Annotated in this window: 20 protein-coding genes; 14 read left to right on the top strand and 6 right to left on the bottom strand. The window is 58.4% G+C overall.

All coding sequences use genetic code 11. The features are described 5' to 3' along the window. Positions 1 to 39: 39 nt before the first annotated feature. Positions 40 to 2,571 (bottom strand): DUF4268 domain-containing protein, encoded by a 2,532-nt coding sequence (locus HMPREF2975_RS02755; RefSeq protein ID WP_083314361.1) that lies wholly within the window; start codon positions 2,569 to 2,571, stop codon positions 40 to 42. A gap of 87 nt (positions 2,572 to 2,658) precedes the next feature. Between HMPREF2975_RS02755 and HMPREF2975_RS02750 the strand changes: the two genes are divergently transcribed. The 7 genes from HMPREF2975_RS02750 to HMPREF2975_RS02720 all read left to right on the top strand — a co-directional run bounded on the left by HMPREF2975_RS02750 (position 2,659) and on the right by HMPREF2975_RS02720 (position 10,140). Continuing rightward, a complete protein-coding gene (locus HMPREF2975_RS02750; RefSeq protein WP_083314360.1) occupies positions 2,659 to 3,159 on the top strand; it encodes a maltose acetyltransferase domain-containing protein in 501 nt (166 codons plus the stop codon). Positions 3,160 to 3,278: 119 nt separating this feature from the next. Next, positions 3,279 to 4,535 (top strand): HNH endonuclease signature motif containing protein, encoded by a 1,257-nt coding sequence (locus HMPREF2975_RS02745; RefSeq protein ID WP_070725607.1) that lies wholly within the window; start codon positions 3,279 to 3,281, stop codon positions 4,533 to 4,535. 78 nt (positions 4,536 to 4,613) lie between these two features. Then, positions 4,614 to 5,537 carry a TatD family hydrolase gene (locus HMPREF2975_RS02740; RefSeq protein WP_070725622.1) on the top strand — a complete coding sequence of 308 codons (924 nt, stop codon included), beginning with the start codon at positions 4,614 to 4,616 and terminating at the stop codon, positions 5,535 to 5,537. 148 nt (positions 5,538 to 5,685) lie between these two features. Further along, positions 5,686 to 6,813: a transglycosylase family protein gene (locus HMPREF2975_RS02735; RefSeq protein ID WP_319803188.1), complete on the top strand. Its 1,128-nt coding sequence runs from the start codon at positions 5,686 to 5,688 to the stop codon at positions 6,811 to 6,813. Between the two features lie 89 nt (positions 6,814 to 6,902). Beyond that, the gene (locus HMPREF2975_RS02730; RefSeq protein ID WP_227469149.1) at positions 6,903 to 8,231 is read left to right on the top strand and encodes an aggregation-promoting factor C-terminal-like domain-containing protein; all 1,329 of its coding nucleotides are present in this window, start codon (positions 6,903 to 6,905) and stop codon (positions 8,229 to 8,231) included. A 27-nt stretch (positions 8,232 to 8,258) separates the two neighbouring features. Then, a complete protein-coding gene (gene rsmA / locus HMPREF2975_RS02725) occupies positions 8,259 to 9,197 on the top strand; it encodes a 16S rRNA (adenine(1518)-N(6)/adenine(1519)-N(6))-dimethyltransferase RsmA (protein WP_070725604.1) in 939 nt (312 codons plus the stop codon). Next, entirely contained in the window at positions 9,190 to 10,140 is a 951-nt protein-coding gene (locus HMPREF2975_RS02720) for a 4-(cytidine 5'-diphospho)-2-C-methyl-D-erythritol kinase (RefSeq protein ID WP_070725602.1), read from the top strand. Before rsmA ends, HMPREF2975_RS02720 begins: the two co-directional genes overlap by 8 nt. On the opposite strand, the gene HMPREF2975_RS02715 is transcribed toward HMPREF2975_RS02720, so the two are convergent. Continuing rightward, a complete protein-coding gene (locus HMPREF2975_RS02715) occupies positions 10,120 to 11,415 on the bottom strand; it encodes a glycoside hydrolase family 172 protein (RefSeq protein ID WP_319803189.1) in 1,296 nt (431 codons plus the stop codon). The two genes, HMPREF2975_RS02720 and HMPREF2975_RS02715, sit on opposite strands and share 21 nt — an antisense overlap. Positions 11,416 to 11,430: 15 nt before the next feature. Then, positions 11,431 to 12,819 (bottom strand): hypothetical protein, encoded by a 1,389-nt coding sequence (locus HMPREF2975_RS02710; RefSeq protein ID WP_070725599.1) that lies wholly within the window; start codon positions 12,817 to 12,819, stop codon positions 11,431 to 11,433. A 216-nt stretch (positions 12,820 to 13,035) separates the two neighbouring features. On the opposite strand from HMPREF2975_RS02710, the gene HMPREF2975_RS02705 reads away from it, so the two are divergent. The 7 genes from HMPREF2975_RS02705 (at position 13,036) to HMPREF2975_RS02675 (ending at position 20,931) form a co-directional block, all read left to right on the top strand. Then, complete coding sequence (locus tag HMPREF2975_RS02705) at positions 13,036 to 14,643, top strand: sugar ABC transporter ATP-binding protein (protein WP_070725597.1); 1,608 nt, start codon at positions 13,036 to 13,038, stop codon at positions 14,641 to 14,643. Positions 14,644 to 14,660: 17 nt separating this feature from the next. Beyond that, complete coding sequence (locus HMPREF2975_RS02700; protein ID WP_070725595.1) at positions 14,661 to 15,764, top strand: ABC transporter permease; 1,104 nt, start codon at positions 14,661 to 14,663, stop codon at positions 15,762 to 15,764. A gap of 58 nt (positions 15,765 to 15,822) precedes the next feature. After that, positions 15,823 to 16,890: a substrate-binding domain-containing protein gene (locus HMPREF2975_RS02695; protein ID WP_070725593.1), complete on the top strand. Its 1,068-nt coding sequence runs from the start codon at positions 15,823 to 15,825 to the stop codon at positions 16,888 to 16,890. A gap of 169 nt (positions 16,891 to 17,059) precedes the next feature. After that, on the top strand, positions 17,060 to 18,451 hold the full coding sequence (locus HMPREF2975_RS02690) for an MFS transporter (protein WP_070725591.1): 1,392 nt from the start codon (positions 17,060 to 17,062) through the stop codon (positions 18,449 to 18,451). A gap of 30 nt (positions 18,452 to 18,481) precedes the next feature. Further along, entirely contained in the window at positions 18,482 to 19,582 is a 1,101-nt protein-coding gene (locus HMPREF2975_RS02685; RefSeq protein ID WP_070725589.1) for a LacI family DNA-binding transcriptional regulator, read from the top strand. Between the two features lie 6 nt (positions 19,583 to 19,588). Beyond that, positions 19,589 to 20,230, top strand: a complete 642-nt coding sequence (locus tag HMPREF2975_RS02680) for a hypothetical protein (protein WP_070725586.1) — start codon at positions 19,589 to 19,591, stop codon at positions 20,228 to 20,230. A 5-nt stretch (positions 20,231 to 20,235) separates the two neighbouring features. Further along, a complete protein-coding gene (locus HMPREF2975_RS02675; protein ID WP_058236239.1) occupies positions 20,236 to 20,931 on the top strand; it encodes an MgtC/SapB family protein in 696 nt (231 codons plus the stop codon). A 6-nt stretch (positions 20,932 to 20,937) separates the two neighbouring features. Here the strand turns inward: HMPREF2975_RS02675 and HMPREF2975_RS02670 are convergent, their stop codons facing one another. The 3 genes from HMPREF2975_RS02670 to HMPREF2975_RS02660 all read right to left on the bottom strand — a co-directional run bounded on the left by HMPREF2975_RS02670 (position 20,938) and on the right by HMPREF2975_RS02660 (position 25,304). Continuing rightward, positions 20,938 to 22,707: an ABC-F family ATP-binding cassette domain-containing protein gene (locus HMPREF2975_RS02670; RefSeq protein ID WP_070725585.1), complete on the bottom strand. Its 1,770-nt coding sequence runs from the start codon at positions 22,705 to 22,707 to the stop codon at positions 20,938 to 20,940. Between the two features lie 147 nt (positions 22,708 to 22,854). Beyond that, the gene (locus tag HMPREF2975_RS02665; protein WP_141757259.1) at positions 22,855 to 24,558 is read right to left on the bottom strand and encodes a hypothetical protein; all 1,704 of its coding nucleotides are present in this window, start codon (positions 24,556 to 24,558) and stop codon (positions 22,855 to 22,857) included. Then, complete coding sequence (locus HMPREF2975_RS02660) at positions 24,543 to 25,304, bottom strand: ABC transporter ATP-binding protein (RefSeq protein ID WP_058236179.1); 762 nt, start codon at positions 25,302 to 25,304, stop codon at positions 24,543 to 24,545. The genes HMPREF2975_RS02665 and HMPREF2975_RS02660 overlap by 16 nt, the downstream gene beginning before the upstream one ends. Positions 25,305 to 25,322 lie beyond the last annotated feature (18 nt).

The raw sequence follows: 25,322 nt of genomic DNA, 5'->3' as shown, positions 1-25,322 counted from the left end.
CCAGCAAGCCGCCGGCAACGATTGAGTGGGAGTAGCGGGTTAGATTGAGGCTAGATTCCGCTTCATGAATTGATGCGCTACCTTCCGCAATGCGTGCATACCTGTGGCCAGCCATTCGTACACCTCATTGACTGAATCACCAGTCAAATCGGCTGGGCGTGCAACGTTCACAACGCGGGTCGTCTTGTCGAGGTCGCCCTCGTCCCACTCAAACGTACCCTCGAGGAATTCCAGTTCTTTCTCGATGTCGGATCGCCGTGAGAGGACGGGTTTGTAGCTTTCTTCGTCAGAAAAGTGGAGCTGGACGGCCACTTCTTGCCCGCTCAACCGTACTAATGCTGTTAAATCGCACTTTCGCAGACCAATGCCAAATGAGGCCCAGTTATCGCGATTAGGCTCACGTGTCGACGGGTCGCGGAAAGCTTCGGTAAAGCCAGGACGATTCGCACAGTATTCATAGAAACCGTTCCAAAATTCCACCATGGATGCGTCGCGGTGGCTCGTGGTCGCTGCCTCGTTATAGCGTCGGCGAATTTCGCTCAACTTGGGGCCACCGTCATTCAGACGCCAAAAGTCCCATCCGTTTCGTCCTCCAGAACCTCCTTCGAGGGCGATGACGCGGCTAGCCGCTGAGGACGGGTTTGAGAACTTCTCACCGTTACGCAAGATTAAGTCGCCCTTATCGGTGAGTGTCACTGTTTGCGTGAAACGATCAGAAGCGGGTTCCAGCACATCGCCGACATGAAGAAGTCCTGCAGATACGAGGTCATGAATCGTAATGCGCTGTGCTCGTTTGCCTGGCTGTTTTCGCACCACATATCGATCGGCTACATCGGGCGAAACATCAAGGCCTGGCCAGCGCTTGAGCGCAATTGCAGTCAGGTTTTCTGCTCTGTTTCGTATCTCCTCTTCACCCCATGACTCTGCATCTTTCAGTTCTGCTGAGATCGCCATGTATTCGTTGGCGTAACCGCCGATGCAGCGTTCCTTCTTCTCAGTAAAGGTACCGTCGGAAAGTTCGGAATTGTAGGCAGTGACAGTCAAGTTGCCGATGTTGTTGACGAGGGCTTCAAAGCCTTCCTCAGGGGCCTCGCCCAGCGCCTGGCGCCATTCAGAATGAGCAAGCGCATTTTGCGGCATGATGTGCTCAATTGTGTATGAGCCGGATGCGAAATCGTGAGGATCTTTAGGGTGGTGGAAATTCTCAAGATTTGTCAGCAGGAAGAAAGATTTTCTGAAGAGGTAAGAGTCACGCGTGAGTAGTGCATGCGAAAACTCGTCATCTGTTGGAAAACGCCGCGTGGTCCCCGCTGCCATGTATAGCAACGATTGGAAGGCTTCGACGTAATCACCGCCCTCTTCCTGCACCTTATTGAGATTTCCGATAATGCTGGGAAAGAACTTATTCAGCGAATTTGTGGGAGCATCGCAAATTGCTCGCCTCAAGATGTAACTTTCGGTCAGACGAAGCAGGCGGATAAAATCTTCTTTTTCGAAGGCTCCTGCCTCGTAATCTTGATAAAACGACAGGAGGAGCGGATTGAGGACGCTCATATCCAGTGTTGCTATTGTGTCGAAGTGCTCTTTGAGCTGGGGGTCCTCCTCGGTCCCAGAGGTGATTGCCGCGTAGTAGCGAGCAACGTCTTCCATTTCACTGAGAAGGTCGACCATCCGCCCTTTCTTGGCAAACCCGTTTTCGGTGACGTGGCGCTTGAAAATGGGGTACACATCTTTACGCGTGAGCGGTTCAGGCGCATACAGAATGGTCAGATAGTTTCTGATGAATTCATCGAAAACTCTGTCGTATGTGTCTTCGCCAAGGGTCTGCTCAATACGCCGCCAGTGGTTCTGATAGAGCTTTTCTTGTTCGCCTCGGGGTAATCCCATGAGGACAAAGTTTCGGATCAGGTCGGCTGACGAAAGATCTTTACCTGTCGAGTTCATCGATTCGAAAATGAGCTGAGGATTGTCGCGAGTTGCATCCAGAGAAATCGATACAACTTCAAGACGCTGCAGACCATCCCATATTGCATTCGGATTGTCGAGGGCGGCCAGCTTTCGCTCGAAAAACTCCAAGTTGGCAATTAAACGTGATGAGTTGTTGACGACTCGATAGTCCTCGTCCACTAAATGCTCGAGCAACGAGATAAGGGTAGCTCGATCGCCCTGAGACAAAAGCAGCTTGTAACGCTCGTCACCATGCCTGTCGTCATCTATCAGGTACCCCTTGTTGACCAGCCTAGAGTAGGAAAAGTTTAGCTTTTCGTCAGGGTTGTTCTTAGCGTATCGAGCCAGCGCAATCATGAGGAGTACGACAGTTGTGACTCGCTGCTGACCGTCGATTAAGAGGAGCGGCGTCACCTCCGACATCACACCATCTTGGATCCACACAATAGAACCGGTGAAGTGCTTATCATCTGGGCGCTTTCCAACCGACAACACGTCTTCCCACAATTGTTCGCATTGCTCCTCGTCCCACGAGTAGGGGCGTTGATAGACAGGAATGACGAAACGTAAGTTCCGGCTTGTCACAAGCCCGATGAGCGAACGAGCCGATGCGTTCATAGTCATGAGAGCGGGCGCCTTTCGCCGAACAGTTCTTTGAGGCACTGTACCGCACGGCGGCGTCTTAGTGGCATTGAGCTGTGCGAAGAGGCAGTGACTTTTCTAGAATGTCTCGCAGACCAGCCGCCTTTGACACGACAAGTAAGACTGCGCGATGAACGTCATGCAAGAACGACATGCCTCGAGCGGCTCCACGAATTTAATCAGCTGCGTCCATCAGAACAGGTCAAACGCCAGGCGATGATGAAGGAAATGTTCGCTGAAATAGGGGAGAACTGCTACATTGAGCCTCCGTTCTACGCGAACTTCGGCGGCAACATCTACGTCAACTTCAACTTCACCTGCGTAGACGACACACATATTTACGTCGGTGACTACACGATGTTCGGCCCGAACGTCACCATCTCAACAGCGGGACCCCCGATTATCCCGGAGCTTCGTCGAAAGGGCTACCAGTACAACATGCCGGTTCGCATCGGCTCAGGCTGCTGGATCGGTGCGGGTGTCAATATCCTGCCTGGAATCAATGACCGCGACAAGGAGTTCCACTTCAAAGATCGCCGCATTGACTACGCGCAGCTAAACGGAAAATAGGAAGCCGCCCTACTGGCTTAAATGTGACACACGTCACTTAAATTGTGTCCTGTTAAGTGGTGTTCGTGGGACACAGATGCGCATGCCATCCCTCACAATAGAACACATGTTCGATACTTGTGTGTGCAGGTGCACCCGACGGAGGCGGTTCCGCCAGTGAGCTTGATGCTGCCATCGAGCAGGTGAACGCACTGCGCGAGGCAGATGCCCGCTGGCGGAAAGCTGAAGCTGAGCGCGCCCGCATGATCGTCGACACGATTCTGACGGTCACTGCCGCGCTCAAAGGAGAGCAGGCTCTTGTGCCGCGCTCAAGCAGCGGCACCCCGCTCATTGCCGAGTTCGCCCATCTCGAACTTGCTGCCGCTTTAGGATGCTCACCCTCTCAAACATTGCAGGAACTCTACTCGCTGCTTGGTGTCCGCTTCCGCCTCCCGAGACTGTGGGACCGCGTCATGGATGCTGAAATCCCCGTCTGGAAGGCCTGCCATGTTCACTCGCTGACGTCCACACTCAGCGAATCCCAATGCGCGACGCTCGATGAACTGCTCGGACAGGTCGGCTCATGGAACCAGGGGCGCATCACCCGTCACGTGAACCTTCTGATCGCCCGCGTTGCCCCGCAGATGATCGGAGTGCGTGCAGAACTTGCCGAGCGTGCCAGACGCGTCGTGTTCGACATGGACGAGGGAGTCGGCAGCGCCTATATGCATGCGCAACTCGCCATTACAGATGCCCTCCATCTTGACCGCACCGTCGCAAGTCTGGCATCTGCGCTGGCCGCCTCGCATCCAGATGAGTCGGTTGATGAGCGGCGCTCGCGTGCACTCGGCTTGCTGGCGAACCCCGAGCAGGCGGGGGCACTGTTAAATGGACGTGAAGCGAAAACTGAGCGCAGAGCTGAGATCGTTGCTCATATCTACCCGGATTCGCCGCACTGCGCGAGTATTGACGATGGCGGTTCTGTTCCAGTCGCGCAACTCGCATCCATGCTTGCGCATACTCGGGTCACGATTCGCCCCGTCCTTGACTACTCATCGCTGCCTGCCGGTGACCGGCACGATCCGACACCGACGATGCGCAGGGCACTGCTTCAGCGTGAACCGTTCGAGGTATTCCCCTACTCGAACACGCCCTCAACCTCGTGCGACCTGGACCATACGGTCCCATATGAGGAAGGTGGCCCGGCTGGGCAAACAAATCTGGCGAATCTGGGTCCACTGTCGCGAAGCGTTCACCGTGCAAAAACGCATGCAGGTTGGGACCTCGACCAGCCAGAGCCTGGTGTGTACCAGTGGACAACTCCACTCGGCTTCCGGTACGACGTCGTCAACGGAATTACCCGCTATCGCGGACATATGCCGCCTCAAAGGGAATGAGCCGCAAACGCGGCGGGTTCGTTAGGATCGGTTCAGAGGAATAAGCACGTCACCACAGTGAAGGAAGTGACCGGTCCGGTGTCGAAGAAAAAGAAGCGCGAATGGCCACCAGCTGCGCAACCGCTCGAAGGTCATGTGATCGACAACCACACTCATCTGCCGCTGTATGAGGAACAGATTCCTCGCGCTGAGGGAATCAGGCTGGCGCTTGACGAACAGCTCGAGCGCGCTCAGCAGGTCGGTGTGCGCGGACTCATCACCTCTGCCTGCGAAATCCCTGACTTCGACGGATCGATGCAGCTTGCGCGTGAGGGCGCGCCCGGCCTCGCGATACGAGTGGCGCTTGCGATTCACCCCAACGAAGCAGCATTGCATGCCGGAATTACTGAACCGTCGCCAGATGGCCTCATCCCGCACGTTGAACAGCACCACGTTCCGCTGGACGAAGCACTCGCGGAGGTTGAACGGCGTCTGAATGACCCGGTCGTCGTCGCCGTCGGTGAAACCGGACTCGACTACTTCCGTACAGCCGATGCCGGCAAACAAGCGCAGGCGGAATCATTTCGCGCGCACATTCGACTCGCAGCCGCGGCAGGCCTGCCGTTGCAAATTCATGATCGTGATGCGCATGAAGACACACTCGCGATCCTGAACGAAACCGCCACGGCCGACCAGCTCATCGTCTTTCACTGTTACTCCGGCGACGCGGCAATGGCGCGCGAACTGGCGAAGAACGGGTGGTATGCGTCATTTGCCGGCAATATGACGTATCCGGCTAACGCCCACCTTCGTCAAGCGCTGGTCGAACTTCCGCCCGAACTCGTGCTGGTCGAAACCGATGCGCCCTATCTCACAGCAGTGCCGTGGCGTGGTCATCCGAACGCGACTTACTCAATTGTCCACACCGTGCGAGCAATTGCCGAGCTATGGAACGTCGACGAAGCTGCTGCGTGTGACCGGTTGTGGCGCAACACGACGCACGTATACGGCGCGTGGGCATAAGGGGTTGGACGCAACCACGTGCGACGGCGAAAAGCAAACGCGACGCATGTGAGATGTGCGACGTCGGATGTCACGTTTGGGTAAAACCTATTAGTGTGGCACCAGTCAGTCCGTCTGCCCGACGGAGCCGAACGACCTCAGGACACTTGTGAATTTGGAATTCTCACCGAGCCGACGAACCGTTATCGCAGCCGCATCCGCCGCATCGCTCGCAGTTGTGGGCGTGGCCGGAGTGGGCGCAGTAGCAGCACACAACACCGTGACCCTCGAGGTCGACGGAGTCTCGCAGCCCGTCAGCGGATTCTCCCGCACGGTCTCAGACGTCATCAATGCTGCAGGCGTTGAAGTCAGCCCTCACGATCTGGTCGCACCGGCGATGGGCGAGGGAGTCTCCAACGGTGACACCGTCGTTGTACGGACGGCATCGCCGTACACGGTGGATCTGGACGGGAACCAGGTGGAACTGTGGTCCACAGCAGGATCAATGGCCGATTTACTGGACGAATTCTCCCAGCACGGCACAGCGATCATCGCCGCTGACCGCTCCTTTGCCCGTGCCACACTGCCGCTGGCAGCACCCGGCGAACACATCAAGATTGAGGTAGACGGCAAGACCCTTGACACAGCTGCCGAAACCGGTGACGACACGGCTTCAATCCTGGCTCGCTTGGGCGTCACAACAAGCCCGTTGGACCGCGTGAAGCTGGAAAACCGCGGCGGCACCATCACGATCGTCGTGACACGAGTTGAGCGCGGCTACCGCACGCAGACCGACGCAGTGCCGTTCCAAACTGAAGAGCGAAAAGACGACACCCTGACTGAAGGAACCACGTCGGTTATTCAGGAAGGCAAAGACGGCTCGATGACGACCAAGTACTTTGAGGAAAAAGTCGGCGGAGAAATCGCCGTGTCGGCAGCCGTATCGACCAGCAAGACCGACCCGCAAAACAAGATCGTCGCGGTGGGAACGAAGAAAGCGGCCGCCCAACAGAGGACGACAGCTTCCACGCCGACTGCAGCTCCCGCAACCACTGCTGGTTCGGACGTGTGGGCCGCGTTGGCTCAGTGTGAATCCGGCGGAAATCCGGCGACCAACACGGGCAACGGATTCTACGGCATGTACCAGTTCACTCTGCCCACGTGGCAATCGATGGGCGGCACCGGCCTGCCCTCGGACGCATCGGCAGCTGAGCAAACTGCCCGCGCTCAGGCACTGCAGGCGGCAGCTGGATGGGGCCAGTGGCCAGCATGCGCGGCAAGCCTCGGACTGTACTGAGCGCGCAACTCACCACAATTTTCCGGTCCGACTCCACAAATAGTCACAAAACGGTTACGGTAGGAACAGCCGATTGGAAGGAGCCTGCCGTGACCCCGCGACGCATCATTGCCACAGCAAGTGCAGCGTCACTAGCAGTAGCCGGCATCGCGGTTGGTGGTATTGCTCAGGCTCGTCACACAGTGATGCTCGAAGTCGACGGAGTCAGTCAGCCTGTCACCGTGTGGGGCGGCACAGTCTCCGACGCGCTCGCCAGCATCGACGTACAGGTCGGTGAACACGACCTGATCTCGCCCACACCCAGCGAAAACATCGCGTCAGTTGACCATGTCGTTGTGCGCACGGCCAAACCCTACGACCTGACGATCGACGGCGAAGAACGCACCGTATGGTCGACGTCCAGCTCAATTGACACGATCCTGGCAGATGCCGACACCTACGGATCCACCGTGGCGATAGGCGCGAGCCGCTCCTCTATGCGAGCCGAACTCCAACCGCTCGTGTCACGCGCACGCACACTGCCAGTCATTGAAACAAACGGCAACGTGATCCAGAATGTTGCCGTCCGGGCAGGCCAGGACATACGACACGTCATTGAAAACAACGGAATCAAGCTGTCGCCGCTGGACCGGGTCACCCTCGAATCGGCAAACGGCGAACTGTCCGTGCGCGTCCAGCCCGTCACCCGCGGACGCGTCAGCACAGACACCCCGGTGAACTTCTCGAAAGAAGAACGCAAGTCCGACGCACTGTTCGAAGGCGAACGCATCGTTGAACAGGAAGGCACACACGGTGCCAACAGCTCTGTGGTGTGGCAGGAAACAGTCGACGGCGAAGTGACCTACTCAGCCGTGCTGTCGGCCGACAAGAAAGCGGAACCGCGACCGGAAATCGTCACCGTCGGCACCAGGAAAGTCACGCCCGAAGCTCTCCTGGCCGCCGGCATCGATCCGAAAGCCCAGTTGGAAGAAGGCACTGAATCAGATGGCCGCAAGTCCGTACGATTCCGAGCCAAACCCGGTGACATCTCAAGCCAGGCCGAACTCGATGAGATTCGCGGCATCGCTGAAGCCGAAGGGCTGACGATCAGCTCGGCACCGACCGGAACATACTCGGGCGAAGATCCGCGCGGCATCGCGCAGCACATGATGAGTCAGCGTGGCTGGTCAGACAGTGAATTCCAGTGCCTGCTGACATTGTGGGACCGCGAATCGCACTGGAACCCCTATGCCGCTAACGCCTGGTCAGGCGCCTACGGTATTCCGCAGGCTCTCCCCGGATCGAAAATGGCATCTGCCGGTGCTGACTGGCAGACGAATCCGGCCACGCAGATCACGTGGGGCCTGGGATACATCGCCGGCCGCTACGGAACCCCATGCGGCGCGCTTGGGCATTCCAATTCTGTCGGTTGGTACTGATCCGCGCTCACGCGATACCCTCGTGACGTGAACGAAACAGACGAACGATCCGCGCTGCTGGGACCTGCCGAGATCCACGCAATCGCGGCTGCCCTCGACATTCGCCCGACCAAAGTGCTGGGGCAGAACTTCGTGCACGACGGCGGAACCGTTCGACGCATCGTGCGAGCAGGTGGCGTAGGGAGAGATGACCACGTGCTTGAGGTCGGGCCGGGACTGGGATCGCTCACACTGGCCCTCCTGGAAACCGGCGCACATGTCGATGCGGTCGAAATTGATCCACGCCTGGCTCGTGCGCTGCCGGAAACCGTTCGAGCCCGCATGCCCGAGGCAACAGAGCGCTTCACCGTGACCTGCATGGATGCGATGAAAGTGACGCCGGACGATTTGGGCGACGCTGCGCCCACCAAACTTGTCGCCAATCTGCCATACAACGTGGCTGTGCCGGTACTGTTGCGACTGCTCGAACGCTTCGAGACGCTGCGCGATGTCCTGGTTATGGTGCAGGCTGAGGTTGCCGACCGCCTCGTCGCCGGGCCCCGCTCACGAACCTATGGTGTCCCTTCCCTGAAAGCCGCGTGGTACGGCCACGCTGAACGAGCCGGAAGCATCGGGCGCGCCGTGTTCTGGCCGATTCCAAACGTTGATTCCGCACTGGTGCGGCTCACCAGGCGCGATGAGCCGTTGGGTGATGCTGTCCTGCGCGACGCCACATTCGATGCGATCGACCGCGCATTCGGGCAACGACGCAAGACTCTGCGCGCAGCCCTACGTGACTGGGCGGGATCGGGGGAAGCGGCCGCCGACCTTCTCACCCGTGCCGGCATCGACCCGCAGGCTCGTGGCGAAACGCTGTCCATCGACCAGTTCGTCGACCTCGGCAGGCTTATCGTCGCCGCCAGACGCGATCCCTCCACGCCCGAGGGAGCCTACGCCTCCACACGAAACGGAGAGGCACATGCGTGAAGCTCAGGCCAGCGCCCCGGGCAAAGTCAACATGCTGCTGCGCGTCGGCGCGCCGGAAAAAGACGGATATCACCCGCTGATCAGCGTGTTCGAGGCGCTCGACCTGCGTGAAACCGTCACAGTGACAACGGCTCGCACCCCCGGAATCGCGGTATCGACAACCGTGTACACGCCAGAGGGCGAGGTAGACGGTCAGGCAAGCGCCATGATGAACGAGCTCGACCCGCACCGGCATTTGGCGGCACGAGCCGCGCGTACCCTGCAGCGCCTGGCGCAAAGCGGCCCGTGGGCGTCAACCGCGGCAGGCGTGAGGATTCACGTTGATAAGCGCGTGCCGATTGCCGGTGGAATGGCCGGTGGGTCAGCGGATGCGGCAGCCGCCCTCGTCGCCTGCAACGAACTGTGGGAATTAGGACTGGACGCAGATCAGCTCCAGGCGGTCGGCCGCACGCTGGGCGCGGATGTGCCGGCCTGCCTGGTCGGCGGAATCGCGCTGGGAACCGGGCACGGCGACCATATGCAGGTCCTGGACAGCGAACATGAACACCTGTGGGTATGCGCAACCGCCCACGAAGGTTTATCGACGCCGGAGGTTTTCAGGCGGCGCGATGAGATGGGTGAATGGGCCGAACTCACCCGGCCAGACGAACAGACGCTCGCCGCACTCACCGCCAGTGCGCGCGAGGCGGCACCGTACTTACATAACGACCTGGCAGCGGCCGCGTTCACGCTGCGACCCGAACTGGCCGACACGATTGAGATCGGACGCGAAAGCGGCGCGCTCGCGGTGATCCTGTCCGGATCGGGGCCAACAGTTGCAGCCCTCGTTGCCGACGAACGCGCCGCTGACAGCGTGGCCGCAGCATGGCGTGAGGTTGATCAGGTTGATCGGGTCATCACCACGCGCGGCCCCGCCCACGGCTCAGTGGCGTCTGCGAACTGACAGTGCGCACGCTCCTGCGCCCAGCGCTCCAAGTGCTGTGAGTGCGAGGATCGGTGCAGACGAGCCGGTCGCGCTGAGGCGAGGCGGCTTGTCGGCCTGAGGACGCTCGCCAGCCGTGGGCGATGTAGGCGGTACGGACGGTTCAGCCGGTGCCGGCGGTTCGACTGGCGTCGCCGCCTCTTCGCCGCCAATCGTGTACACCTCGTAGCGCGCAGCACTCCACGGTGCCGAACCATCGCGCGGAGTCAGCTCAACCGTGATGCTATCGACGTTCTCAGTGATGGCGCGGGGGATTTCGAACGTGTCTTCCAGCCACTGATGAGTCTGATTGGCCAGGGGCTGCAGCCACGTGCCGACATGCGTGCCGTTCACGGCCACATCGACGCTTTGATAGCCACTCGACTGGTCCGACATGCGATGCAGGCGTACGCCCTGATTCGACTTCTTGACTGCCGCGGTGAAAGTGATCGGATCAGTCGAGTCGCGCAGAGAATCGGTCACGCTGACCGTGTCATCGTTGCCTTCGAATGTGCTGGTCAGCGAGCGCGGTTCGCCGCCACCTGAGTACGCGTGAGCCGCCTCGCTGTCCACGTCGGCGATGTTGAGTGAATCAGTAAGGGTCAGTACAGGCGCAGCCGCGTGGCCGTACCAGAAAGCGGTCGAAGAGTATTCAGCTGGATGGCGATTATCCGGCCCGTGCTCCAATCCGGCGCTGATCGAGCTCTGGAAATCGATCGCATCACCGATCAGCAGTCGGTAGGCCGAGTCGCACTGATAGTCACAGCCGTACGTTCCAGCGATCTTCTCCAGTGGCGCACCGTTGGTAAATGCGGAGAACGGTCCGTAATCGAAATACCAGCCACCCTCGTAGAAATCTTCACTGCCGGTGCCGTGCCACTGTGGGGTGCGCAGCCCGTCAACGTAGATGCGCTCATCGCCTTCCAGGTAGCCGCGAACGTTGCCGTCGCCCTGTGACGAGGACATGGTGTGGCTGACTCCCATGAAGCGGCCCTGGCCTTCAGTTGAGAGGAACACCCAGTCGCGCTCGTCTTCGGTCGGACCCGCGTGGTGCGTGGCGTAGAAATATCCGAGGGAGGGGACCGGTCCGCTCAAACGCTCGGCCACACTCGCATCCGCGTTGAATGTGACATCGCACGTACCGTTGTTCAGCGTGTACTGAGAGTTGTTGACCAGTGAGATCGTCATCGTCTTGCCGAACGGCATCGGCCACCACGACGAATATGTCCCTGTTTCGGGATCGACACCGAACATCAGCGAGGTAACGGGCGCCTAACCCAGACCGGTACCGAAGAATTCTCCGATCGGCGCGTCGACGGTCAACTGGCCGTCGGCGTGAATCTGGATATGTGTATTCGTCAGGAAATCGTCGGACGCCGCGATTTGCTCGGCGTCAGCGGGGTTTGTATTTTCGCGCGCATAGGTCCGGTCTCCGTGCCAACGTTCGTTCACGATCGAATAGTCGTGAGCTTGTTCAGAGGCGCGCGATTCGTCGGTTCCCTCGCCAACGTCGACTTCATCGGTCCGGATCATGTCGCCGCCCACCTTGGAGTCGACGAAGTAGCGGAATTCGTTGAAGTCGTTGCCCGCAGAGATGAACTCGTTGGTGATGCGGATCGATGACTTGCCTGCGGTGGCGTCGGCGGGCAGTTCAACCGATTCTTCGCGCCACACCCCTGATTTGCCTTCAGTGCCATCCCACTGGCCGGCCTGCGTGCCGTCAACCAGGATACGTGCCTTCTGATCAGGTGAAATCGGGTCATAACGGCGCGTGAGCGTGACACCCTCGTTCGCGGGATCAATCGCCACGGTGAAGCTGGTCGAATCTTTCGTTGCGCGACCGTCATCGTTCATGCGCTCAGGTGCCGGCGCGCCCTTGAGGCCTGGCAGACCAAGGGTGAAGGCCTGGACCATTCCCGGCTCATTCAGCGTCGCGATTGTTGTGGATTCGCCCGGAGCAAGACTGAAGTCTGCGTGCAGGTTCGGCTCATTGACGAGGGAGGCCGGCGACTCCGTGCCCCATGTCTTGGTCTGTTCGAGCAGGTCGGTGGGCACGTTGGAGGGATCGAAGGTCGAAATGCCGTCAGCGGTGGCGAACGAGCGGTACGACACGTGGTAGAAGAACGGATTGTTCTGCACCGTGACGCGCATGGATTCGCGGTATGGCATGGGGATCTTGATGTACACGCCACCGGAGGTTTGCATCTTGTCGGCGACGAACGGATAGATGAACGGTGCGCCGGCTTTACCTTCGACAACGTCCTGGAACGGTGCATTGAGAACGACTGTGCCGTCGAGTTCGATGATGATGTTGCCGGCCTTGGTGACGTCGCCACGATCCCACGTTGACCAGATGGATTGGATTTCGCCGGCGCCTGTGGCTTCTGCCAGCACGCATCCTTCATCGGTGGTGTGCAGGCAGGAGTACTTTCCGCTGAATCCGTCGTGGTCGTTGCCGCCTTCGCGATCAAAACTTGAGAACTGGCGGCTCTGCGTGCCGGTGCTCAGTTCCGGAAGGCGAGTGATGTCAGTGTAGGTTTGCCAACCTGTTGTGGGATTTTCGTCGGGTGGCGCTGCCTGGGCGAGTTCGCCGATGCTGAGCAGCAGGGCTGTTGACGCGGCCAGTGCGATCTTTCCCGGTCGAGAGAGGTGATTCATCATTGATCCTTGGGTCGAGTGGCGGCATCGCCACTTCGTTTTCGGGCAAAATCAGCTTAAATGGAGCAAAAATGAGTGTCAAGCGATTGTGCATAGTAAATGCAATGTGATATATAGGTTATAGTAATACTAATGTCGCTAAACCGTTACCTGTGAAATCGTTGAGTCGTGTAAACAGCTGGTATACGGTGTGGAGATCAATCCAGGCGCTTGACATCAATGGCGAATCGGAGGCGCGTCGTGACTGCACCGTTGCTCGAAATGCACCATATCGGGAAATCGTTTTCAGGAGTGCGAGCACTCGACAATGTGTCGTTGCGCCTGGGCGCCGGTGAAGTTGTGGCACTGCTGGGAGAAAACGGAGCAGGCAAGTCCACGCTGATCAACGTGCTCTCTGGAGTCTTCAACGACTACGACGGTCACATCAAGGTCGACGGAGAGCCGGTCACGCTGCATAGCCCCAGCACCGCACAACAGCTGGGGATTTCCACCATCCACCAGGAACTGAACCTCGTCCCCGACATGTCAGTGGCAGACAATATCTGGCTCGGACGAGAACAGGCGACCGGAGGGTGGGTCAAGAAACAGCGCACGATTTCGACGGCCCGGGATCTGCTGGCGCGAGTCGGGCTGGATCTAGATCCTAGAAAGTTCGTGCGTCAATACCGACTGGCAGAACAGCAGCTCATTGAAGTGGCAAAGGCGATGAGCCTGAACACCCGAATCCTGATCATGGACGAACCGACGTCGGCGCTGGCAGATGCTGAAGTTGAACGCCTGTTCGAGGTTGTCAGGTCACTTGCATCCGAGGGAGTCGGCATCATCTATATCTCTCACCGTCTGGAAGAACTCGAAGAGATTGCTGACCGGGTCGAAGTCCTGCGAGATGGACAGTTCATCGGTGAACGCGAGATGAAGGACGTCAGTCGATCAGAACTGATCCACATGATGGTGGGTCGTCCGATCTCGGAACTGCACCAGCGTCCCGAGGAAACCGGTGCCCGCGCCGAGGGCGGCAAAGCCAGACTGACGGTGGAGCACCTCTCCCTCATGCCCAATGCGCGCGAGTCGCGGGCAGCACTGCACGACATCTCGCTGTCGGTTGAGCCCGGCGAAGTGCTGGGAATCGCCGGCCTGATGGGAGCTGGTCGCTCAGAAGTACTCGAATCCATTTTTGGAACACCCCCATCCTCGGACATGATCGGTCAGGTCACCCTGAACGGCAAGGCGCTGACCAAACGGTCGCCCGCACGCAGTATCGACGCCGGGATTGCCCTGGTATGTGAAGATCGAAAACTGCAGAGCCTGATCCTGGAAAACTCCGTGCGCTTCAATATGACGCTCCCCGCCCTGTCGGATTTTGCCGGCATAGGCGGATGGGTGAAGAAAACTCGAGAAAAGAAGGCGAGCGAGGAACAGGTCCAGACCCTTGGGGTGAAGACCCCGTCGATGGATGCGTTCATGAGCACCTTGTCGGGTGGAAACCAGCAGAAAGTCGTCCTCGGAAAATGGCTGCTGACCAACCCGGAAGTGATCTTGCTCGACGAGCCGACACGCGGTATCGATGTCGGTGCGAAGGCCGAAATTTACGAACTTGTTGCGCAGCTGGCATCGCAGGGAGTGTCGTTCATCGTTGTCTCGTCAGAGCTTCCCGAATTACTGGGAATGTGCGACCGAATCGTGGTGTTGTGCGAAGGAAAAATCACCGCTGAATTTGACGCCGGCACAGCCACTCAGGAAGACCTACTCACCGCGGCAATGCCGATTCAAGGGCAGGCAGTCAGAGAGGATGCGCCCGCCGTCGATGCCATCGAAACTGTTAAATAGTGAAGGAGAACAACCCCATGAGCACACAGTCGCAGCGCGGATCGGGTGCGGTCGTGCAGCGCAAGAAATGGCTCCTGATGTTGAGCCAGTCCCAAGGCTATATCGGCCTTCTCCTGATCGTCCTGATTGGACTGTGGAGCCAGGGAGGGCGCTTCGCGGACATAGGAAACCTGACGAACGCCATTGGGTACTTCGCTCCGCGAGGCATCCTGGCGGTGGGAATGACTCTGATCATTATCACCGGCGGCATCGATCTGTCGGTGGGCGCAGTCATGGCAGTCGGTTCAACCACGTCAGCATGGCTGCTGACGGAAATGAACTGGCCGGTGATCGCGATTGTTCCCACGTCAATGGCTGTGGGCGCCCTCTTCGGCATCATCAGCGGTATCGGCACCGCGTACTTAAAGATCCAGTCGTTTGTCATGACGCTGGCCATCATGACGATCGCACGAGGCTTTACCCGCGAGTTCTCCCATAACGTGTCGATCGGAACGAATGTGATCGGACCGGACGGGGAGGTGGCTCCGGGATCTCAACAGTTCCGAATGCTGGGGACGCCAGGCGAAACGCTGTTCCCTATACCGTTAATAGGGTATTTCCCTGTGCTGGCGCTGATCGTGGTCATTATCCTCGTCCATCTGCTGCTGTCACGCACGACGTTCGGGCGGCACGTGTACGCGGTGGGCGGCAATCCCACCGCGGCGCGCCTGTCGGGTGTGAACGTCAAAGCAGTGCTCGTCATTGTCTTCATGATCTCTGGTTTGCTGTGCGGCCTGGCCGGTCCGATTAACGCGGCTTATAACGCATCAGCAGATCCTCAAGCCGGCATGACCTATGAGATGGACGCGATTGCAGCCGTCGTCATCGGTGGTGCGAGCCTGGCTGGCGGCCGAGGCACAGTGATCGGAACGTCGATCGGCGCATTGATCCTGACCCTGCTCGACAACGTGCTGGGCCTGAACAACTTCAGTGCCAACTGGCAGATGATCATTAAAGGCATCATCCTCGTGGTCGCCGTTGTGATCCAACATCCCGACCTCATTCCCAACGCTGCGGCTCGCCTGAAACGACGAACCGCGCATCCCGTTCAGGCATCCTCGACGTCACACGCGAAGGAGTAGGCCGAGGGGGAAGTCCACACCAAGGTAAACACAACACTAAGAAAGCGAAGGAGCTCTCATGACAATCACGCGACGCAAACTACCGGTACTCCTGGCGGGTGCCCTGGTTGCCGCAGCATCGCTCGGCGCGTGCGCAACCAACGATCAGTCGACATCCGGCTCACAGACAGATGAAGGCGCATCGAGTGCCACAACTGATCAGAGCAGCGCGGCTGGCGCAAGCGACGGACGTCTGCTGCCCGAAAAGGACAAGTACGTCATCGGGTACTCACAGGCCAACAACGCTGAGCCATACCGTGCGCAGATCAACGCACAGCTGGAGTATTACATCGGGCAGGAATCGAACCTTGAGTTGCTGCCGATTGCTGACGCTCAGCAGGATTCCTCACGTCAGGTGAGTCAGGTCCAGCAGTTCATTCAGCAGGGCGTTGACATTCTGATCGTCTCGCCTAACGAGTCTGACCCGTTGACCCCGCCAGTTGAGCAGGCATGTGAAGCAGGTATCCCGGTGATCGTGTTGGACCGCGCTGTGAACACGGACTGCATCACCTCCTTCATCGGCGGTGACAACGTGGCAATCGGTAAGGCCGCAGGCGAACTGGCACTCCAGCTTCTGCCTGATGGCGGTAAAGTCGTCGAGCTGCGAGGCATTACCTCGAACCAGCCTCAGATCGACCGCGACCAGGGCTTCCGTGACGCAATCGCTGCGAACCCGAAGATCGAGATCGTCAAGGATCAGGACGCAAAGTGGATCAAGGAAGAGGGCACCAAGATCATGCAGCAGTGGCTGCAGTCCGGTGAAGACATTGACCTGGTCTACGCGCATAATGACCCGATGGCGCTGGGCGCATACCTGGCTGCGGCCGGTGCCGGCAAAGCCGACGACATCAAGTTCATCGGTATTGACGGCCTCGCAATTCCTGACGGTGGCATACGAGCCGTTCAGGAAGGCCAGCTGGCAGGTACCTTCATCTATCCGACAGGTGCTAAGGAAACAGTTGACACCATTTTGGCGATGATCAAGGGCGAGCCGGTCGAGGCCAGGCAGGTCCTCGAAACCACCCCGATCACACCTGAAAACGCTGCCGAACAGTACGAGCTGAACGACTTCTCCAACAAGAAGTAAGAGGGCTTGTACGAGGCCGGCGCCGAGGAACTCCCCGGCGCCGGTTTTGTGTCTAACGGGCGCGAACTGGGGAGATTTGACCCTGCTGAGAACGAGTTATACTCTTTAGCTACGCGCGTAGACAATGCGCGTCAATAGTTCTGCTTCTTCGCTCAATGAGGAGATGTAAATGAGTACTCGAGCAGACGCCGCACCGGCTGCGTCAGGATCGAAGTTCCAACGTCAGGTTGCGGTACTTTCAGGTGCAGGAATGTTCCTTGATGGATTCGATGTATCCGTCATTGCAGTGGCCCTGCCAGGTTTGAAACGACAGTGGGAAATTTCCGGAGGAATTGAAGGCATCGTCGCTGCTTCTGCGATCGTCGGCATGTTCCTTGGCATGATGTTCGGCGGAAAACTGGCTGACTCCTTGGGTCGGCGCAAGATGTACATGATTGACCTGAGCGGATTCGTGATTTTCGCCCTGCTGGCAGCGTTGACGCAAAATGCGTGGCAGCTAATCGCAACACGTTTCCTGTTGGGTCTGTTCATTGGTGCGGATTACCCAATCTCATCGTCCATTACCGCTGAATTCACTGCTCCCAAGCGTCGTGGACGCTTCATCATCCTCATGTCATTGTTCTGGCAGGTGGGAGCTTTCTGCGCGTACATGACAGGCATTGCCATGCATCCGCTAGGGGAATCCGCATGGCGATGGATGCTGGGATTGGGTGCCGTTCTGGCGGCAATTACGTTGGTTCTGCGTCACAAAGTTCCTGAATCGCCTCGCTGGCTGCGTGAACACGGGCGGATCGAGGAAGCTAACAGTGTGATGCGTGAGATCACAGCCATTCAGGGTGCCTACTTCGACGAAAATGACACGCTAGCAGAGTCCGCACAGGAGTCGATGCAGTCTAAGTCGCGCGTGTATGGGACGTGGTGGGAGCTCTTCAGCCCCAATATGATTCGTTCAACCATTTTCTGCTGCACATTCTGGTTTGCCTTTGCCGTGTCCTTCTATGGCATTCAGATGTACACTCCGTCAATTCTGGAACCGTTCACTCAGGGGAACACCATCTTGGCTTACATTGGTTCGTCGATCATCGCATTGCTGGGTGTTGCCGGCGCCGGCATTGGCATGTACACGGTCGAAAAGATCGGTCGCCGTCCGCAGATTCTATGGTGCTTCGCCGGTATGATCGTCGTCCTCGTGGCACTGGCGCTGACTGATAACCCATCAATTGGCCTGCTTATCTTCCTGCTGTCAGGAGCTATCCTTCTGGCGAATCTAGGTCCCGGCGTGCTGGACATGGTCTATCCAAACGAGCTGTTCCCGACCCGTCTGCGTGCATCCGGTACTGGTTTTGCGGGATCTATCAGCCGTATCGGCGCGATCTTGGGCGTCACAGTGTTCCCCGTGATGGTGGAAAACTGGGGAATGTCGCGCTCAACGTGGCTCTTCGCGGGGGTCGCGGTAGTGGGGTTGATTGTGTCTTACTTCCTAGCTCCTGAAACCAAAGGCAAGTCTCTCGAAGAACTCGAGGAATTGGCCAATAATGGGTGGAAGACCCGTAACGTGTAAGACGCGTTGCCACACGGCGTGGAGAGGCAGATGAAAAGCAAGAGGCCGACTCGCGAGGATGTTGCCCGCGAGGCAGGGACATCAGTAGCTGTTGTGACATACACAGTGAACAATGGCCCTCGGCCCGTTGCTGAAGAAACCCGTAAACGAGTGCTTGCCGCGATCGACAAGCTGGGATATTCGCCTAATCATGCGGCGCGTATTCTGGCCTCTGGAAAGAGCGGCAACTATGGGCTTGTTCTTCCTAATATCACGAACCCGTTCATTGCAGAAATTGCGCACGCATTTCAGGCGAAGGCGCTCGAGCAGGGAAAATTGATCATCATCGGTGACTCCGCTGATGACCCTGAGAGGGAACGTCGACTCCTGCAGTCCCTGATTGGACAGCAAGTGGATGGCGTGATCTATATGGGAACGGTTGAGAAACTTGCCCTCGACGTGTTTGACGGAACCGGCATTCCCGCAGTGGTTCTCACATATGCAGATTCGGATTCGAAATGCCCGTCAGTCAGAATTGATGAAACTCGGGCAGTTTTCGAGCTGACCACTCATCTGCTCCGACATGGGTACGATCACATCGATATGATGACCGGGCCCGAGGGAATGGAGAATTCATTCGTTCGGGCCCAGGGGTGGTGCAATGCGGTTGGCAGCGATCTGTCATCACCGCACATCTCATGGTGCGCTTACTCGAGAATAGCCGGATATCAATGGCTCACTGATAAGTATGCGCAGGGACACGTTCCCCAAGCAGTTGTGGCAGGCAATGAACGGCAGGCTCTAGGAGTGATGGCCGCGTGCTCGGATCTGCATATACGCATTCCGACGGATCTCGCTTTGGTTGCTCTCAATGGGTCATCGGATACGGGCTATTCCGTGCCGTCGCTGACTGCTGTTCGACAGCCATGGGGAGAAATGGCTGAGCTTGCATTCGACATCCTTTCGGATACGTCGTTGAACCGCCAGCCACGATCCTTCGCCAGTGGCTTCGACATTGTTTTTGGTGAATCGTGCGGGTGTCGCCACGCTGGCACCCGAGACAGGGCGCTGCTGGCATCCTGGGCAACACCATCCTCCGATTCGCTGGACTCCGTCGCAGGTGTGGCGACGCAATCATTGACAGATAAGTAGGAAAAGATGCGCGATTTTTTCGCAAAAGCACCAGAAAACTGGGACAATCCCTCTGGACAACTTCATATCTACGCCTTGCCGGAGCGGAATTTTACCCATCTGGTTGCGCCATACCTTCAGGTACTGACAGAAAGCAGCATCTGTGCAGTGCAGCCACGGGACTCTCTGCATGCTACGGTCCAGCGACTGCCGTATTTTGCCGATGATGGGGAAATAAGAAAGAAAATTCCTTTGCTCGGTCAAGCGATCAGACGGCACTTCGCGCAGTGGCGATGCCCAAACCTGGAGTTCCAGTTACCTGAGGTCACTGAAGATTCAGTATTGTGCTATTCGCGCCCCACCACGGCGTGGAATCACTTCGTCGAGGGTGTGCGTCAATGCGCAATTGATGTCCTTGGTGATGAGGCCGCTCACTTTTCGGGTGTACCACGGGCTCACCTGACTTTGGCATACGGGATCGCTGATGCTGATTCCCGTGATCTTGTCGATCAGATCGACAAGATCAACACTGTGGAATATCGTCACCGCTCGTCCCAATCGCTTTTCTATACCATGGCTCTCGACCATGCTGCAGTTGTGACGGTCCATCAAAACCACCAAGAAGGTACGTATACTTTCGAGCCACTAGCAGTTTTTTATTTAAAGTGATGGAAATGCATTTATCAGGTGAATTAACTCAGATACTTCTTCTGCTGGCAGCGTTGGTGTTGTCTGCGATCATCGGTCTGGAACGCCAGATCCTCGGGAAAAGCGCGGGCATACGTACGCAAGCCATCGTCGGTATGACAGCGGCGCTCATGATGCTGATTTCCAAGTATGGATTCAGTGACGTGCTGAGCGAGGGAATCGTGCGGGTGGATCCATCACGGGTCGCTGCCCAGGTTGTTTCCGGAATCGGCTTCCTAGGAGCCGGAATCATCCTGACACGCCATGGGGCAATCCGCGGACTTACGACCGCAGCAACGATCTGGGAAACTGCGGCGATCGGTATGGCATGCGGAGCGGGCCTGTGGTGGCTTGCACTGGCAGGAACCGTATTCCACTTCGTGGTCATCTGGGTGCTCTCACCCTTCGCACGGCTGTTCCGACGAAAGGGCAGTGAAGACGAAAACATCCTGTGTGTCTCGTACCCGCAAGGTGAGGGCGTCCTCCGAAGCATCCTGTCCGAGCTGGCACGCGAAGGGTGGAGCGTGGAAAACGTCAGCACCTCCACCAGTCGCTCCTCCGAGACACTGACCGCTTACATCAGAATGCATTCGCGGGTCGTGGTCGACCAGGCTTCCACGCTCGCCACCCTCGCGGATCTGCCTAACGTGCAAGGTGTGCGGATCATGGAAGATAACGAATAGTTACGCCTAGCCTTCGAGCTCTTCGGACAGCTCCAGCCACTGTGCTTCGAGCTGGCCAACCTCGTCCTCAACTGCGCGAACCTGATCCGCAAGGTCCTGTAACCCCACGTAGTCAGTCGGATCATGGCCTGCCATCTGCGCTTTCAGATCCTCGTCCTGGCGTGTCAGGCGGTCCATCTTTCGCTCCAGCGCTGACAGCTCTTTTTGTGCAGCGTAGGCGCGGGCGCCGGAATTCTCGGTTTCCTCCTCAGCCGGTGACGGTTCAGTGAGCTCGGCCTGACTTTGGATCTTCAGGTACTGCTCGACCCCACCGGGCAGATGGCGGAACGAGCCGTCGATGATGGCGTATTGCTGGTCGGTGACGCGCTCAATCAGGTACCGATCGTGCGACACAACCAGCAGCGTGCCCGGCCACGTGTCGAGGACGTCCTCCAGGGCGGTCAGCATATCGGCATCGACGTCGTTGGTCGGCTCGTCCAGAATCATGACATTGGGTTGGTCAAGCAGGACGAGCAGAATCTGCAGCCTGCGTTTCTGCCCGCCCGACAGTTCTCCGACGCGCGCTGACAGATGCTCGTGGCGAAATCCGAGGCGCTCCAGCATCTGCGCTGGAGTCGTGTCTTTACCGTCCACGACGAACGTTGTTCTGGTGCGGCCAAGCACTTCGCGCACGCGGTCACCCGAGATCTCATCCAGCTGCGAAAACTGCTGGTCGAGCACTCCGATACGAACAGTCTTACCCTGACGGACTCGCCCCGACGTCGGCTTCAGCGCACCGCTGATGACGTTGAGCAGGGTTGATTTGCCTGCGCCGTTCGGACCGAGGATGGCGCTGCGCTCTCCGGGTGCGATCCTCCACGTCACGTCGCGCAGAACTTCGTTCGTGTCAAACGAAACCGACACGTCCAGCAGATCCACCACCTGTTTGCCCAGGCGTGCCACAGATAGCCGCTGCAGTTCAATCGGGTTGCGCACCTGCGGTACGTCAGCGATCAGCTCATTCGCCGCTTCGATACGGAACTTCGGCTTGGACGTGCGCGCCGGCGCTCCGCGACGCAACCAGGCAAGTTCCTTGCGCATCAGGTTATGGCGCTTCGCTTCGGTCGCAGCCGCGATCCGGTCACGTTCCACACGCTGCAGGACGTACGCTGCGTATCCGCCTTCGAACGGTTCAACCGTTGTGTCATGCACCTCCCACATGCGGGTGCACACCTCATCAAGGAACCACCGATCGTGCGTCACAACGATGAGCGCACCGTCGCGCGGACTCCACCGGTACTTGAGATGGTCAGCCAGCCACGCGACCGCCTCGATGTCCAGGTGGTTCGTTGGTTCATCCAGAATCAGCACATCCCACTCGCCCACAAGCAGGCGCGCAAGATCGACGCGTCGGCGCTGTCCACCTGAAAGATCACCGACGAGGGAATCCCATGCGATATCCGAAGCCAGTCCAGAAATAATGGATCGGATATTCGCGTCGGACGCCCACTCATACTCCGGGCGATCTCCCACTAGTGCTTCTTTGACGGTGTGAGACGGATTCAGACGATCAGACTGGCTGAGGTATCCCAGGCGCAGGTCGCGACGATGAGTGACGCGACCGCTGTCAGGTGTGATCTGGCGGGTCAGTAGCCGCAAGAGTGTGGATTTGCCGTCTCCGTTGCGACCCACCACGCCTATTCGGTCGCCCTCGTCAACTCCGACGGTGACCTGATCAAGGACGACGGTCGTGGGGTATTCCATATGCAGGTTGTCTGTGCCAAGAAGATGTGCCATATCGGCACATATGGTACGTCAAAATGCGCTGGTGAGGAGACCTCAGAATCCTCATATCAATCGAGATGATGTGAGTGCGGGGTTCGAAGAGCAGGCTAAATGGCCGCTTACCTGCGTAAATGGTGGGATCGTGCGCATGGATTCCGATCAGGCCGTCTTCGCGTGGCCTGGCCAGGCCTTGATCTGCTGCAGAAGCGTCACTGCGTGGCGATCCCACATGTGACCGCCCACGATGACGCCGACGACCAGACATACCAGCGACCAGACTGGGGCAACGATGTAGCCGATCCAATCTGGCAGGATGCCGAAGAAGCCGAGTAGCAGAACGACTGAGGCCGGCAAAGACGCCACAAGAGCCGCGAGCCACTGGGCGAACTGCACCAGCATCGTGGCAGTGAAGCTGCCGGTGGATTTTGTCGATATCGGGTTCGCGCCGGGCGGAGGAACAGGGTAGAGCCAGCGTGCATGCAGGATCTGGCCTGCGCCGGCAGTCGCGCAGAACAGGAGCACCGTGGTGACTGCGAGGTAGATGAGCGAACGCCCTTGAATCCCCGCGGCGAAAGCCAGCAGTGCCATGACAACGGCGAAGAGGCTGATCGCTGAGGGTAACGCGCCCACAAGACGACCCAGACGCTCGTCGCGTCCGCGTATTCCAGCAGTGATGCTCAGCCAGTTCGCCGTTGAATCCCATGCCATCAGGGTCGCGACGACACCGCCGAAGAGCATCGCACCAAAGAGCGTGAAGAAAATGGCGAACGTGTTGCCAAAGCTGAAGTCCGAATTCGACCCCATAAACGAAATTGCGATACCCAGCACGGGCAGGACGCCGACCGCGATCAGCTGTGAGAGCAGACGCGGATCGCGGATAAACTCGTGACTGGTGCGGGCCGCCAGCGCGGCCGCTGCCCGTGGCAAACCCAGACGCAACCACGGATCGACATGCTTGAAGGAGCGCTGGTCAGCGCGCGCCGAGGGAGCAGCCTGCGTGGGATCGATCAAGTGGCGTCCCTCTGCAATCGCCTGACGGGCCTCAGCACTGACTGGCCGTGCCTTGCCATTCATGGCGAAGGGGAGTACGTACTGCCACAGCTTCCATCCTGCCCACAAAGTGACCAGTGAAATGGCCAGCCGCGCGAGGGCAACAAGGTAGTTGCCTTCATAGACGGATTGACTGATCGCGAACGGGGCGCCCATCGGTGTCCAGCCGACGATCGTACCGAGTCGGGTGACGAAAGCGGCGTTGAAGTTGTCGATTCCGGCATTGATGTACAGACCCAGAGGCGTGACGAAGAGAAACAGCGCGACCGTTGCGATGACGCCCTGTAGATCGCGCCTACGGGTGGAAGCCGTCATCTGAACGCTCATCCACGTCGTCACGGCACGTGACCACACCAGCGATATGGCAAGTGCCAGGCAGGCGCTGATCACACTGACGAGCGCCACCACCACATGGCCGGAGACAATCCAGGCGACGAAGGGAACCAGAAGAAATAACGCAGTGCCAATGCCGGCGAATCCCACGAAAGCTGCGGCAATCATGCCGATCGCGAAACGCCGTGAAGGTGCGGCGAACGGTGCGAGGCGAACCGGATCCAACGTGTTGTCAGCCGATGCCATAAGCGCAGGAGCTATCACCCATGCCAGCACAGCTAAGGCACTGATCAAAGTGAACATGACGCTGGCCAGGTCGGCGTAGCCCTCGAAGATGGAAAACACGGCTCCGACGGCAATCATTCCGACGTAGCCGGCGATGCCCAGGGCCCCCAGGATTGACAGGACGAGGAAGGCTGTCTGACGCTTCATCGAGTTCCACGTCAGCTTCGCTTTCATCCGCATTAGGAGTGCAACCATGACAGCCCTTCGTGAGTGATGCGGCCTCCGACGATCTGAGTGAAGCGCTCTTCGAGGTCACCGCCTGCAGCTACCTCGTCAGTCGTGCCGGAAATTACGACCTGACCGTGATGGATGATCGCAACGTGGCTGCACAGTTTCTGCACGGTTGACATTACGTGACTAGACAGCACAACTGTGCCGCCCTGGCGCACGAATGATTTGAGAATCTCACGGATATTGGCGGCCGAAACCGGGTCGACCGATTCGAACGGCTCGTCCAGAACCAGGACGCTGGGGGAGTGGATCAAGGATGCGCCCAACGCGATCTTCTTGGTCATGCCGGCCGAATAGTCGCCGATCATTTTGTCAGACGTTTCAGTCAGATCCAGGGCTTCGAGCAGGTCCTGGGTACGTGAGCGCGCAGTGTCAGTGTCCATCCCGCGCAGCAAGGCCACGTAGGTCAGGAAATCCGGGCCGGAGAGGCGGTCCAGCAAATGCATACCGTCAGGCATTACTCCGAGCAGTTTCTTAGCCTCGGTTGGATTGGCCCACATGTCAACGCCGTGGACGTAGGCTGTTCCTTCATCTGGACGCAACAGGCCGGTCGCCATCGTCAGGGTTGTGGTTTTGCCTGCACCGTTGGGGCCGACGATTCCATAGAACGAGCCGGCGGGAATATTCAGGCTCAGGTCGCCTACTGCGACGAGATTGCCGTACACCTTGACCAGGTGATCGAATGCGAGTGCCGGTGGTTGGTCAGTCATAAGTCCCCTCGCGGTAGT

This window comes from Actinomyces sp. HMSC065F12, assembly GCF_001814535.1.
Taxonomy (GTDB): Bacteria; Actinomycetota; Actinomycetes; order Actinomycetales; family Actinomycetaceae; genus Pauljensenia; species Pauljensenia radingae_A.
This window is presented reverse-complemented; position numbering and strand designations above follow the sequence as displayed.

What these genes read in the sequence shown, in the direction of transcription:
- HMPREF2975_RS02755 (WP_083314361.1), bottom strand. Translation starts at nt 2,571, where the DNA reads ATGACTATGAACGCATCGGCTCGTTCGCTCATCGGGCTTGTGACAAGC.
- HMPREF2975_RS02720 (WP_070725602.1), top strand. Translation starts at nt 9,190, where the DNA reads ATGCGTGAAGCTCAGGCCAGCGCCCCGGGCAAAGTCAACATGCTGCTG.
- HMPREF2975_RS02710 (WP_070725599.1), bottom strand. Translation starts at nt 12,819, where the DNA reads ATGATGAATCACCTCTCTCGACCGGGAAAGATCGCACTGGCCGCGTCA.
- HMPREF2975_RS02705 (WP_070725597.1), top strand. Translation starts at nt 13,036, where the DNA reads ATGGCGAATCGGAGGCGCGTCGTGACTGCACCGTTGCTCGAAATGCAC.
- HMPREF2975_RS02700 (WP_070725595.1), top strand. Translation starts at nt 14,661, where the DNA reads ATGAGCACACAGTCGCAGCGCGGATCGGGTGCGGTCGTGCAGCGCAAG.
- HMPREF2975_RS02695 (WP_070725593.1), top strand. Translation starts at nt 15,823, where the DNA reads ATGACAATCACGCGACGCAAACTACCGGTACTCCTGGCGGGTGCCCTG.
- HMPREF2975_RS02690 (WP_070725591.1), top strand. Translation starts at nt 17,060, where the DNA reads ATGAGTACTCGAGCAGACGCCGCACCGGCTGCGTCAGGATCGAAGTTC.
- HMPREF2975_RS02685 (WP_070725589.1), top strand. Translation starts at nt 18,482, where the DNA reads ATGAAAAGCAAGAGGCCGACTCGCGAGGATGTTGCCCGCGAGGCAGGG.
- HMPREF2975_RS02680 (WP_070725586.1), top strand. Translation starts at nt 19,589, where the DNA reads ATGCGCGATTTTTTCGCAAAAGCACCAGAAAACTGGGACAATCCCTCT.
- HMPREF2975_RS02675 (WP_058236239.1), top strand. Translation starts at nt 20,236, where the DNA reads ATGCATTTATCAGGTGAATTAACTCAGATACTTCTTCTGCTGGCAGCG.
- HMPREF2975_RS02670 (WP_070725585.1), bottom strand. Translation starts at nt 22,707, where the DNA reads ATGGCACATCTTCTTGGCACAGACAACCTGCATATGGAATACCCCACG.
- HMPREF2975_RS02665 (WP_141757259.1), bottom strand. Translation starts at nt 24,558, where the DNA reads ATGGTTGCACTCCTAATGCGGATGAAAGCGAAGCTGACGTGGAACTCG.
- HMPREF2975_RS02660 (WP_058236179.1), bottom strand. Translation starts at nt 25,304, where the DNA reads ATGACTGACCAACCACCGGCACTCGCATTCGATCACCTGGTCAAGGTG.